This is a genomic window from Pedobacter psychrodurus, assembly GCF_004331735.1.
Classification (GTDB): Bacteria; Bacteroidota; Bacteroidia; order Sphingobacteriales; family Sphingobacteriaceae; genus Pedobacter; species Pedobacter psychrodurus.
In genome coordinates, this window is record NZ_SJSO01000031.1 from 38316 (window position 1) to 52407 (window position 14092).

Below are 14092 nucleotides of genomic sequence, written 5' to 3' on the forward strand. Positions count from 1 at the left end.
AATTTAGCCTATCGTATTTTGTTTACACAAATTAATATTGTTCCCCGTTGGGTCATATTCATATTGGATCTGATCATTTGTACATCTTCTTTAATATTTGCTTATTCGCTTAAGCATAACCTGGATTTAACGGCAATTGAGTTACCCGAATTGGCGAGGAATCTGCTGATCATCGGTACAATTAACATCGCCGTTTTTTTTCATATTAAAACGTATACCGGTATTATTCGCTATACCAGCGCTCAGGATTCATTCCGTATTTTGATATCTGTTGTTATTGGTAATGGAACATTTTTTGTACTGAATCTAATTGCAATAACCTTTTTTCAATATCCGTTAATTTCTTTCGCGATATTAATTACCAATGGTTTAACCAGCTTTTTGTTGTTAATGACTTATCGCGTTTTGATCAAGTATTTTTTTTTATATGTTAAAAATCTTAACCTTGATAAAAAGAAAGTGATCATTTATGGCGCAGGCGAGGCAGGTTTGGCCACCAAAAGAACCTTTGACCATGATGGGAGTGTAAATAAAAATATTGTTGCTTTTGTTGATGATGATCAGCGTAAAGTAGGTAAAACGATAGATGGTGTAAAAATTTTAGACGCCGCAAATCTAGCTTATCTGATCGGTGAGCACGAACTGGACGAAATTATTTTCGCCTCTTATACCATACCAGATGAGAAAAAAGACGAAATAGTTGATCTGTGTTTAGAGAACGACATTAAAGTTTTAAATATCCCCCCTCTTGATGTTTGGACTAATGGGCAGCTAAAGCCAGCTCAAATTCAAAAACTAAATATTGAGGATTTATTAAATAGAAAGTCCATCAAAATTGATATCGAGGGAATTGGTACCATGCTGGATAAAAAGCGGATCCTGATTACCGGAGCAGCTGGATCTATTGGGAGTGAAATTGTTCGCCAGCTTTCTAAATTTAATGTAGGCCTGATTATTCTTTGTGATCAATCAGAAACTGCCCTGCATGAACTCTACCTGGAATTAGAAGAAACTAATAAAAATAAAAACTTCCATGCCTTTATTGGTGATGTTCGTGATGAGCAGCGCATGGATAAATTGTTTGAAACTTACAAACCACATTACGTTTATCATGCAGCAGCATACAAGCATGTGCCTCTAATGGAGGATAATCCAGCAGAAGCCATAAAAGCAAATGTTCTGGGTACCAAAACTATTGCAGATAAATCGGTTAAATATGGCGTCCAGAAGTTCGTCATGATTTCTACTGATAAGGCTGTGAATCCTACCAACATCATGGGCGCATCAAAAAGGATTGCGGAGATCTACGTTCAATCGCTCAATAACTCATTAAGTACCGATGGCTTTATTTTTAGTAATGGTTTGCAATATATTAACGACCTGAATGTTAAGCCGATCACTAAATTCATTACTACGCGATTTGGGAATGTTTTGGGGTCTAATGGCTCAGTAATTCCGAGGTTTAGGCAGCAGATCGAGAAAGGTGGTCCAGTTACGGTAACCCACCCAGAAATTACCCGTTATTTTATGACTATACCGGAAGCTTGTCGCTTGGTATTGGAAGCAGGATGCATGGGTAAAGGCGGCGAGATCTTTGTGTTCGACATGGGTAAGTCTGTTAAGATTGTAGAACTGGCCAAAAAGATGATCAGGCTTGCGGGTTTGGAGCCCAACGTGGATGTTAAAATAGAATATTCAGGTTTACGTCCAGGAGAAAAATTGTACGAAGAATTGCTTAATGATAATGAAAATACCATGCCTACCCACCACGAGAAAATTATGATCGGTAAGGTGAGGGAGTATGTATTTGCAGATGTTGAAAAACAGATTTATGAATTAATTGCATCAGCAAAATCGGATAGTAACAGGCAGGTGGTGATTAACATGAAGAAACTCGTTCCAGAATTTAAGAGTAAAAATTCAATATTTGAAGAACTAGATAAGCTAATAAACGAATAGAAAATGATGAGAAAAATCTTTTTAATGGCCTTAATGGCCATTTTTGCTTTAACCGCTGATGCACAAAATCCTACCCCTAATCGTAATATTCCTTATGATTATCAGTTTTATCAAAAATTAAATCCTTCGGTTTACGATCCGCAATCGAAATTTCATTCTGCCATTAAGGGCTTTTACGCTGATGATAGTGCTTTGCAAATGCATTTTGATTCTTTGATGAATGCAGGAACCGATAGTTTAAATAAAAGAAGCTGGGTTCACCGAAAACTGTTTCAGGAACACCTTTTGGAATTTAAAAATGAAGATTATCATATTTATGCCGATTTTCTGCCCGATTTTCAAATCGGCAGAGACTTTGCTGCAGATAGGTCAACTTGGCTAAATACAAGAGGCTTCCAAGTAGGTGGTAATGTTGGGAAACAATTTTCTTTCTATTTAAACGGTTTCGAAAATCAAGGTAAATTTGTTAATTATGTAAACAACTCTATCGTTGCCAACCAGGTAGTACCAGGACAAGGATATGGTAAATTGGGGGCCGATAAACAGGATTGGTCTTATGTAACAGCACTATTGTCGTATACACCCAATAAATATTTAAACTTCGCCTTAGGCTATGATAAGAACTTCATAGGAGATGGTTATCGTTCTATGCTATTGTCAGATGTGTCTTCTAATTATTCTTTCTTTAGGGTAAGGGCAACCGTAGGCAGTGTGCAGTACCAAACCATATTTGCTTATATGCTCGATCCAGGAGCACCGAAATTAGCTAGTGATAGAAGATTAGGCGATCGTGGGAAATGGATGGCCGCGCATTATGTGGATTGGAATGCTACCAAACGTTTTTCAGTTGGTTTCTTTCAGGCAGTTACCTGGGCCGATGCAGAACCAGAAGGCAAACGTGGATTTGACTTTAATTATATCCACCCTTTTATGTTTTTACGTCCTGTTGAGAATACCAATACGACCTCACCAGATAAAATGCGTTTAGGCATTAACCTAAAATATGAACTGTTAGAAAAAACAGCATTATATGGGCAATTCATGTTCGATGAATTTACCGCTAAAGAATTTTTTAAAGGAAATGGTTATTGGGCTAATAAATTCGCTGTCCAATTTGGTGTACGGGGATCTGATCTTTTTAAAGTACAGGGCTTAAACTACCTCGCAGAGTTTAATACTGCACGCCCCTATACTTATGCGCACTTTGATCGGATTTCAAACTATGCAAATTACAACCAATCTTTAGCACATCCACGTGGAGCAAATTTCAGGGAATTTTTAGGCATCCTAAATTATAGTTATAAAAGATTCGATCTGCAAGGGCAAGCATTATACTCCAGATATGGTTTGGATCCGGCCGATATGAATTATGGTGGTGATATTTTTAAAAGTTATGATACCAGGGCTGTTCAATATGGAAGCCATATCGGGCAAGGTATAGGTACAGACCTATATTATGTGAAAGGGCAAGTTGCTTATTTACTAAATCCTAAATACAATTTGAGGTTAGAAGTTGCAGGTACTTATAGAAGAGAAAGTAATGAACTGGGCTTGAATAAAACAGGATTAATCACTATAGGATTAAGAAGTTCGTTTAGAAATATCTATCACGATTTTTAAAATTTCTCTGCTATTTAGTCAGGTTAATATTATCCTGACTTTTTACTTAATTTATCTCTATTTAGGGATTGATTAAATAGAAATCCAAAAAAATTAAGAACGGTTTTGGTCAACAAAATTGATTTTTTAAGCGTTTTCATTACTATTTTATTAGGGTTTGCTGGTATTAGCACAAATATAATACCAGTAAACATAGTAACTTAGATATTGTTTGCAGAACGAAGTAGATTTTTGAAACAATAAAATCGATTCAGAGTATTCTTTTGTAGTTATCGTATTTGTCAATACTTATTATTAAGTATTGGTGTGAAATTTAACGAAAAAATTTAATCTTTTCTTAATATTTTGATCATAATAGCCGAGGCTTAAGGCTGGATCCTGTACGAAAAATTTGTCATTGATTAGATTTAACCAGCCATGGTATTTGTAGTTCGTTTAGTGGCAACTTTTCTAACCGCTTCCATAATTGCATTTTTATCATAACCACACTCTGCCCAAAGTTCGGCCTGTTCGCCATGTTCGATAAACTGATCTGGAATACCTAAACGGATTACATTGGCATGATAACCATGATCGGCCATAAACTCCAATACTGCAGAACCTACCCCCCCTGGCAACGAACCATCCTCCACGGTGATTACATTTTTGTATTTAGCAAAAACTTCATGTAATAAAGCTTCATCCAAAGGTTTTACAAAACGTAAATCATAGTGTGCCGGATAAAAACCTTCGCTGTTCAGTTCGGCACGGGCTTCAACGGCAAAGTTACCTACATGACCAATGGTTAATAAAGCTACATCTTCTCCATCGCAGATTTTCCGTCCTTTGCCAATTTCTAATGCTTTGAATGGTCGTTTCCAATCGGGCATAACACCATTGCCACGTGGGTAACGGATTACAAATGGGCCCATATTTTCTTGTTGAGCGGTAAACATGAGGTTACGAAGTTCTTCTTCGTTCATTGGAGAAGATACTACTAAATTCGGGATACAGCGCATGTAGGCAATATCATATGCGCCATGGTGTGTTGCACCATCGGCACCCGCTAAGCCCGCTCTATCCAGACAGAACACTACATTTAGCTTTTGAATGGCTACGTCATGGATGACCTGATCGTAGGCCCTTTGCATAAAACTTGAATAGATGTTACAGAAGGGGACTAACCCTTGTGCCGCTAAACCAGCCGAGAAAGTTACAGCATGTTGTTCTGCAATCCCCACATCGAATGCACGCTTTGGCATCGCTTTCATCATAATGTTTAACGATGAGCCCGATGGCATTGCTGGGGTAATACCTACAATTTTATCATTTGCTTCTGCCAGTTCTACCATGGTATGTCCGAAAACATCCTGGTATTTTGGTGGTTGCGGTTTATCGGGAATGCTTTTTTTGATTTCTCCTGTAATCTTATCAAAAAGACCTGGTGCATGCCATTTGGTCTGATCTTTCTCTGCCAGTGCAAAACCTTTTCCTTTTACCGTAATACAATGTAAAAGCTTAGGGCCAGGAATAGCCGATAAATCTTTAATGATTTGGGCCAAACGTTTTACATCATGTCCATCAACAGGACCGAAATACCGAAAGTTTAAAGCTTCGAATAAATTACTTTGTTTCAGTAGGGTTCCTTTAATGCTTTTCTCTATTTTCTTAACGTATTTGTGTGCGTTAGGGCCTAGTTTAGATAGCCCGGTAAGTACATGAGAAATATCATCACGGAAACGGTTGTATGATTTTGAAATGGTGATGCTGGTTAAATATTCCTTAAGCGCACCTACATTCGGATCGATAGACATGCAATTATCATTTAAGATGACCAGTACATTACTATTTTCGATCCCGGCATGGTTTAATCCTTCAAAGGCTAAACCTGCAGTCATGGCACCATCACCAATAACGGCAACATGCTGTCTGCCAGTTTCTCCTTTTAATTGCGAAGCTACAGCCATACCCAAAGCAGCCGAAATAGAAGTAGAAGAGTGGCCTACACCAAAGGTATCATACTCGCTTTCAGAAATTTTTGGGAAACCGCTAATGCCACCATACACCCGGTTGGTATGGAATAAATCCCTGCGTCCGGTTAAAATTTTGTGTCCATATGCCTGATGGCCTACATCCCAAACTAATTTATCGTAAGGGGTGTTTAGGGCATAGTGTAAGGCAACTGTTAATTCAACAACGCCTAAACTGGCACCAAAATGGCCACCGTTTACACTAACAACATCAATAATGTACTGTCGTAATTCCTGGCTTATTTGTTCTAAGTCAGAGTCGCTATATTGCTTTAAATCAGCAGGATAGTTGATTTTAGATAATAGGGGGCCAGCTTTTACTTGCATTCGAAATTTATGGTAAAAAACAAGATACAAAGTAAGGTAAATTTGTTTTAATATAGAAGAGAAAAATACTGGTTTATTATTGAGCGTTAAGCGATTGGCGTTGAGGGCTTAGCGGATGCAGGTTAAGGGTTAGGGTTTAGTGGTTAGGATTGTTCAAGGCTAAAAATTTTCATTATGTTTGTCTCTTCACATGCAGGCAGAGAATTTTGAAATAAAACTTCCGGTATTCGAGGGGCCCTTCGATTTGTTGCTGTTCTTTATCGAACGGGATGAGCTTAATATCCAGGATGTGGAGATTGCTAAAATTACAAATGATTTTTTGGCATACATTCATCAACTTCTCGCCTTAAACGTAGAAGTTGCCAGCGAATTTATCTTGGTGGCGGCAACTTTGATGCGCATTAAATCTAAAATGCTTTTGCCAAGGATTGAGGTTGATGAAGCTGGAAACGAAATTAATTCGGAACAGGACCTGATTGCCAGGCTGATTGCCTACAAACAGTTTAAATCTGCCGCAGAAGAAATGAAAGTTTTTGAAGAGGAACGATTGAAGCAAGATCATAGAGGTAATATTGCATACGATCTAACCCTGGCAGCGGCATCTTCTACGCATCAGGACGAACTTTTATCGCTTGATCTGTATAAACTTTTAACCGTTTACCACCGCACGATGCAGAAGTATGAACTGCGTAGTGAGGAGGTTAAACATACTGTTGTTCAATATCCATATACCATTGAACAACAAAAGCACTTTATTGCCAATCTGCTTGATATTAACAAACAGATCGATTTTGCTTTAGTGCTTAAAAATTCAGAGAATAAAGTGCATTTCGTTTATAATTTCCTGGCTATTTTAGAAATGTTGCAGCAACAAATCGTAGAGATAACCGTTGGGAGCGGCTTTAACAACTTTAATGTGAAAGCATTAACCTAATACAGGCAAAATTAAATTTGAATTTCTTACTTTTGCAAAAAAAATACAAACCTCATATAATGATGACACGCGACAACCAAATTTTTGAACTTATTGATAAGGAGTTAAACCGCCAAGAGCATGGTTTAGAGCTTATTGCATCAGAAAATTTTGTAAGCAAACAGGTAATGGAAGCTGCCGGATCGGTACTGACCAATAAATATGCTGAAGGCTTACCAGGAAAACGTTACTATGGCGGTTGCCAGGTAGTGGATGTAATAGAGCAAATTGCTATCGATAGGGCAAAAGAGTTGTTCGGTGCAGCATGGGTAAACGTTCAACCACACTCTGGTGCACAAGCTAACGCAGCAGTAATGCTTGCTGTTTTGCAGCCAGGCGACAAAATATTAGGATTTGATCTTTCTCATGGTGGTCACTTAACACACGGTTCGCCTGTTAACTTTTCGGGTAAATTATACCAACCATTCTTTTACGGTGTTGAAAGAGAAACGGGACTTATCGACTATAAAAAATTAGAAGAAGTTGCTTTAGCCGAAAAACCTAAATTGATTATCTGTGGTGCATCTGCTTATTCACGTGAATGGGATTACGCATTTATCCGCGCTGTAGCTGATAAAATTGGTGCTTTGGTTTTAGCTGATATTTCTCACCCGGCAGGTTTAATCGCAAAAGGATTATTGGCCAACCCACTTCCACATTGCCATATTGTAACCACTACAACCCACAAAACTTTACGTGGCCCACGTGGCGGTATGATTATGATGGGGCAGGATTTCGAAAATCCATGGGGATTAAAAACACCTAAAGGCGAAACCCGTTTGATGAGTAATTTACTTGATATGGCGGTTTTCCCAGGTACACAAGGTGGTCCGTTAGAGCATATTATTGCTGCTAAAGCCATTGCTTTCGGCGAAGCTTTAAGCGAGGAGTACGGAATATACATTAAACAAGTAGCTGCTAACGCACAGGCAATGGCCAAAGCATTTGTAGCTAAAGGATATGGCATTATTTCGGGAGGTACAGATAACCACTTAATGCTGATCGATCTGCGAAATAAAAATATTACTGGTAAAGTAGCTGAAAATGCTTTGGAGAAAGCAGAAATTACAGTGAACAAGAATATGGTTCCTTTCGATGATAAATCGCCATTTGTAACTTCGGGTATCCGTGTAGGTACTGCTGCAATTACTACTCGCGGTTTAAAAGAAACTGAAATGGAAAAGATTGTTGATTTAATTGATCAGGTTTTAACCAATCCGGAAGATGAAGCTAACCTGAATAGTGTAAAAGCCGAGGTGATTAAATTGGTAAGCGCTTTCCCACTTTATAAATAAGATTATACACCAACCCTGTTGGGGTTACCATAACGCAAGCAGTTACATGAATTTGTAGCTGCTTTTTTTGTGAAGTAAGTTTATCGGCTTTCTTTCTTTAAAACAAACGTTTGTTTTATATATTTGGGACCAAATTAATGTGATATAAAATTATGTGTGGAATAGTAGGCTATATTGGCTACAGAGAAGCCTGGCCAATTGTACTAAAGGGTCTTAAAAGATTAGAATACCGTGGTTATGATAGTGCTGGTATTGCACTGATGAATAATAGTGGTCAGCATATTTACAAAAAAGCTGGTAAAGTAGCTGTTTTAGAAGAGTTTGCTGAGGCCCATGATAAATCAGGAACTAGTGGCATGGGGCATACCCGTTGGGCTACACATGGTGTACCTTCTGATCGGAACTCTCACCCACACACATCTAATAACGAAAAACTTTCTATCATCCACAATGGGATTATAGAAAATTATGCCACCTTAAAGGAAGAGTTGACTAACCGTGGGCATGAGTTTAAAAGTGACACGGATACGGAAGTGTTGATCCATCTGATCGAAGAAATCCAGGAAATTGAGCAAATTGATCTTTTAGAAGCTGTTCGTTTGGCTTTGCATGAAGTGAATGGTGCCTATGCCATCGTAATCATGGATAAAGAACACCCAGATCGTTTAATTGCCGCAAGGAAAGGTAGCCCCATGGTAATTGGCGTGGGAAATGGAGAATATTTCATCGCTTCTGATGCTACCCCGATCATTGAATATACCAAAAATGTAATTTATCTAAAGGATGGTGAAATTGCCTTGATGACCAGGGAAGACCTGCTGATTAAACAATTAGATAATGTGATCCAAACCCCACTGATTCAAGAACTGGAGTTAAAGCTCGAAATGTTGGAGAAAGGCGGCTTTGATCACTTTATGCTTAAGGAGATTTATGAGCAGCCACGTTCGATTAAAGATTGTATGCGGGGGCGTATTTATCCTGAAGAAGGGAAAGTTCAGCTTGGCGGGATTAAAGAATTTGCAGAGAAATTAAAAAATATAGACCGGATCATTATTGTGGCCTGCGGAACATCGTGGCATGCAGGCTTGGTTGGCGAATACCTGATTGAAGAATATGCCCGTATTCCTGTTGAGGTGGAGTATGCTTCAGAGTTCAGGTACAGAAATCCGATCATTACTGAAAAAGATGTGGTCATTGCTATTTCGCAATCTGGAGAAACCGCCGATACTATGGCGGCTATAGAGATGGCTAAAGAACGTGGGGCAACTATTTTCGGAATCTGTAACGTTGCCGGGGCATCCATCCCACGTTTAACTCATGCTGGTGTTTATACCCACGCCGGGCCTGAAATTGGAGTAGCGTCTACAAAAGCATTTACGGCACAGGTAACAGTTTTAACGCTGATGGCCTTTTATATGGCGCAGCAAAAAGGAACCATTACCACTTCAAAATTAATTGAGCTTTTAACCGAACTGGATCATATCCCTGAAAAAATTCAGGTTGCTTTAGAATCGAACGATCTGATTAAAGAAGTTGCAGAAAAGATCAAAGATTCTACCAACTGTTTGTTCTTGGGTAGAGGTAGTGGTTTTCCTGTGGCTTTGGAAGGTGCCTTAAAGCTTAAGGAAATTTCTTATATTCATGCAGAGGGTTATCCTGCAGCAGAAATGAAACATGGGCCTATCGCTTTAATCGACGAAGAAATGCCGGTAGTTTTTATTGCTACGCAAAATTCATCATACGAGAAAGTGATCAGTAATATACAGGAGGTAAAAGCCAGAAAAGGAAAAGTAATCGCCATTGTAACCCAGGGCGACACCGAGGTAAAGAAAATGGCCGATTACTGTATCGAAATCCCTGATGCCAATGAAGCCTTTTTGCCCCTTATAGCAACCATTCCGCTTCAGTTACTATCGTATCATATTGCAGTAATGCGTGGATGTAATGTAGATCAACCTAGAAACTTAGCTAAATCGGTAACAGTCGAATAATTTTACAACAAAACAAATAAATAAAGCAGTTGCATTAATTTGTAGCTGCTTTTTTGTTTGTGCTAATGAGGTAAGATCATGAGATAATTAAATGTTTGATATTGCTTCATAACCTGAGTTCGATTAATATTAGCAGTAAGTATCTGCTTTTCATCGCTTCTAGTCTAGGCGTCGCGTCATGCTGAATTTATTTCAGCATCTTATTTGCAGGAAAGACCCTGAAATGAATTCAGGGTGACGATCCGTTCATGCAAAATGTGCATACAGAACAAATAAAAGAACATTATTAATCGAACTCAGGTTCATACTTAGGAAAGCAAAAGCAGTAATACTAATGACGGTTTCTTCCCGCTATCCGTTATAGTCCTGATTTTCAATCAGGCCTGCCACTTCTATCGGGTTTAGGTGGCCAGTATAGGGTAACAATTATTGGTTGGGAGAATAAATTGTCTAAAAAGTAAAGGGCCGATATTCTTTTTGAAGAAATATCGACCCTTACCATCTAAATTAACGCTCTCGAATATATAAACGGAAATTCTTGTCGTTTTGTTTTGAGAAAATAAAAAAAATAAATTATTTCTCGTAACTACCTAAGGTTGAGGGATAAATTCTTGCATTTCCTTTAGCATCTTGATTAAGGTAATTAAAGAAATACGGATCAGTACTTAAATCAGCCCCCTTTTTTCTGGCGATGCTATTGATGGATAGGGCAAAATCCTCTAGTTCTTGATTAACAAATAGGGGATCAGTATTTAAAATATTGCCATTGTTGCCGTAAGTGTTATTGGTAGATCGTATTAAATTGTTCCATAAATTTAGCTGCAATGTGGCTGAGGTTTTCTTTTGAATATCTAATTCATTCGTTAAACTCCCCCAGATAATATTGTTTGTGATATCTAACTGCAGCTTATTGTATGCATTGGCTGATAAATAATCTGAAAAGCTAAGGGATGCCGTTTTACGTGGGAAATTGAGGTTGTAGCCCGCAAAAGTATTCTGTTTCAGGTTGTAATTCCCACCTCCTACCGCATAAATCAAGTAATTTCCACAGTTATATAGCAGATTATTAAACGCAAGCAGTTCCGAATGGTAGCCAATATAAGCTGCTACCTGCATGTTTTTAATAATGCTATTGCTTAAAATTAATTTGGGATTGTTGTTAATGGATAAAGAATCGGAGGTAATACCAACAGATGCATTTTTGATGATCGCATTTTTAATCAGTCCATATCCGCTTCGTTTTAAGAAAATTCCTTTCCATTGTCCAGGCTCATCACTATATATTTTTTCCAGCCTATCGCTACAAAATAATACGGGTTCAGTAAGGCTGCCATTAACCACCAGGTTTCCTTCTATGTTTAAATTGGCATCCTTGTGAAAATAAATTTTAGTTCCAGGTTGGATTGTGAGTAAAGCTCCGCTCTTAACAGTTAACGATCCGTTGATAATATAGGGTAAAGATTTTGTCCAAAGGGTATTGGCGTTAATCGTTGAGGTATTAATAAATACAGCATTCTGCCCGTAAGCTAAAAGCTGAATCACATGTTTATTCCCATTTGTATTTAATATAATAGAATCTTGAACCAAAAAGGGCAGGTTGGTTGAATTTGGGTTGATCGAAACTTTAACAAAAAGGTTTATAGAATCCTGGCCGTTTATGATGAGATCATTTTTGATCTGCGTTTGCTCCCCGTTAATATTAATGCTAAAAGCCGAAGTATTACCGCCTGATAATCTGATTTCGGATACCTTAACTGCATCATTGTTTTTGTTGGCAATCTTTATTCTTTTAGTGGTTGAGCCTACCGAAGTAAAAATGGTATCAAATAATACCTCTTTATTAGCAATGTTCAGTTTAGCATTTGGGTCTGTGGTGATGCGTTCCCCCTTCCGGCAAGCTGAAGCAACGAAGAAGATCAAAAATACTAAACCAATATTTAAACGCATAAATCAAACTTAGAAAAATGTTTGGCTACTTACAATAGCGCTTAAACCGTGTAACCGTAATTATTCTGCAAAGGCAAGCGCCGCAATGCTCACTTTTGCCGCCCCAAGAGCTAAGAGTGTATTGGCGCATGCTTCAAGTGTTGCCCCAGTAGTGATTACATCGTCAACCAGTAAAATATGTTTACCAATGATATCTTCAGGAGAATTTACCTGAAAAACATCTTTCATATTTTCATAGCGGTTGTATCTGCTTTTTTTAGTTTGACTTTCCGTAGCGGTAGTCCGGATAAGGTGATCTTCGCTAATATGAATTCCCATTTGTGTTGCAATCCCTTCTGCAATAAAGGTACTTTGGTTATATCCCCTAATCTTATATTTTTTACGATGCAAAGGAACGGGGATAACGATATTGATGTCTTGGTAAAGAATTCCGGTTTTTAGCCGTTCGCCCAGCATATTGCCTAACAGTACCCCAACATCGGTTCTGCCGTTATATTTTAAGTTGTGGATTAAGTTTTGAACCTTCGCTCCTTTTCTAAAATATAACATAGCCATTGCAGCATTAAGCGGCAAGCGGCCCCATAATTGCTTGGCAACCCTATTATCTGCATATTGGTGATAGTCTGTAAAAGGAAGATCGTATAAGCATTTTAAACAAATCAACTGTTCGTGGCGAAACAAAGAATTGCCACAAGCATTGCATAAATTTGGGAATAGCAGTCCAAATAAATCAGAAGTCCATTGTTTAACCAGAAGCATCTAACTAATTTATAAAATATTTGTGAGGATATATTATGGTTTTTATAAAGGCTGCGGTAAAGTTATATAGTCTTTTTTAGCAATGCAGTTTGGGTGCTACTATCTAAGTTAGTTCCCGCTTTTCATTTCTCCCGACTTTATGTCGGGATCCATTCCAATCGAGTTTATTTTGCATTGGCTTCCGAAGTTTTAAATGGCATGTGGGCGAAGGAAGAACTCTACAAGTCTAATGCTTTCATGTGGACACTAAGCATTTTGCTGGGCTCACTTTGATAAAATACAGGTTTTCCGGAAGGACGTTGTCAATCCCAAGGGCCGGGGGAAATCAAAAAAACAGATGCAGACAGTATAAACGGTACTAACAAACCTTAAACGCAGTGGTTTTGTGTTCATAAGTATTAATTTAAAGCTTTAAAGAGAATTGAACACAAAACGAAGTACCGCTGTTTTTTTGATGGGTGTGGGACTGTGTAAAAGGCCCCTAGCTGGATTGACAAAGCGCTTTGGGTACTTTGGCGCTCCAAAATGCGCCAGCATTCTTGAGCACAAATAAAAACAACATGATCTGCGAAAAACTACCATGCCCCGCGGCAGAGAGCGGAAGAAAAACTTTATAGATGTTGTGTCCAGATCTGGTGGTGTAGCTGCCCCTAAACAGGTGTTCCCCTAAAAAGTTTTGCTGTCCTTAAAATTTTTTCTGTCTGAAAACCATTGGGTTAACAGAATCCTTGCTTTAATCCATAAAAAATCTTTGCAAGTGTGTTAAAAATTTCTACTTTTGCATCCCGCTTCGGAGGAAGGGTTTAAGTTGAAAGGATGGCGTAGAGAGGAGGAGAGCAGGATTTATTTTAAAATAAATATTGCGGGATTGGAAAAGATTGCTACCTTTGCAGCCCGGTTCGGAAGAACGGGGAGCTGAATAAAATCAGCTTATTGAAATAAGGGTAAGAGTGAAAAAATGGGGCTGAGAAAATAAAATTTATTTTATTTGGAAGTTTAAAAAAGATCCTTACCTTTGCACTCCCAACCGAAAGGAAGTGGGAAAATCGGAACGGCGGATGTCGGAAAGATAACGAAAAAAGATTGAAACAAACGAAAACATGTTTAAGACGAATAAGACTTAAACGAACTGAAGTTTGAAGATATATAAAAAGACCAACCGCGAGGTTAACGGTCGATAAGTTCTTAAAAGAGATGTCAATGTAGCGTAGC

General features: G+C 38.3%; 8 protein-coding genes. 5 read left to right on the forward strand and 3 right to left on the reverse strand.

From position 1 onward, the window contains the following. Positions 1-18 precede the first annotated feature (18 nt). Positions 19-1959 carry a polysaccharide biosynthesis protein gene (locus tag EZ456_RS23350; RefSeq protein ID WP_131534359.1) on the forward strand — a complete coding sequence of 647 codons (1941 nt, stop codon included), beginning with the start codon at positions 19-21 and terminating at the stop codon, positions 1957-1959. A gap of 3 nt (positions 1960-1962) precedes the next feature. Then, positions 1963-3579: a gliding motility protein RemB gene (locus EZ456_RS23355; RefSeq protein WP_225876609.1), complete on the forward strand. Its 1617-nt coding sequence runs from the start codon at positions 1963-1965 to the stop codon at positions 3577-3579. A 407-nt stretch (positions 3580-3986) separates the two neighbouring features. On the opposite strand, the gene dxs is transcribed toward EZ456_RS23355, so the two are convergent. Then, positions 3987-5915, reverse strand: a complete 1929-nt coding sequence (gene dxs, locus EZ456_RS23360) for a 1-deoxy-D-xylulose-5-phosphate synthase (RefSeq protein ID WP_131534361.1) — start codon at positions 5913-5915, stop codon at positions 3987-3989. Between the two features lie 190 nt (positions 5916-6105). Between dxs and EZ456_RS23365 the strand changes: the two genes are divergently transcribed. From EZ456_RS23365 to glmS, 3 genes are all read left to right on the forward strand, one after another. Further along, positions 6106-6849 (forward strand): segregation and condensation protein A, encoded by a 744-nt coding sequence (locus tag EZ456_RS23365; protein ID WP_131534363.1) that lies wholly within the window; start codon positions 6106-6108, stop codon positions 6847-6849. Positions 6850-6911: 62 nt separating this feature from the next. Further along, entirely contained in the window at positions 6912-8183 is a 1272-nt protein-coding gene (gene glyA, locus EZ456_RS23370) for a serine hydroxymethyltransferase (RefSeq protein ID WP_131534379.1), read from the forward strand. Positions 8184-8335: 152 nt separating this feature from the next. Beyond that, positions 8336-10174, forward strand: coding sequence for a glutamine--fructose-6-phosphate transaminase (isomerizing) (gene glmS / locus EZ456_RS23375; protein WP_131534365.1), 1839 nt, complete (start codon positions 8336-8338; stop codon positions 10172-10174). A 573-nt stretch (positions 10175-10747) separates the two neighbouring features. Here glmS and EZ456_RS23380 read toward each other — a convergent pair. Further along, a complete protein-coding gene (locus tag EZ456_RS23380; RefSeq protein ID WP_131534367.1) occupies positions 10748-12121 on the reverse strand; it encodes a hypothetical protein in 1374 nt (457 codons plus the stop codon). Between the two features lie 60 nt (positions 12122-12181). Continuing rightward, complete coding sequence (locus tag EZ456_RS23385) at positions 12182-12880, reverse strand: ComF family protein (RefSeq protein WP_131534369.1); 699 nt, start codon at positions 12878-12880, stop codon at positions 12182-12184. Between the last annotated feature and the right edge of the window lie 1212 nt (positions 12881-14092).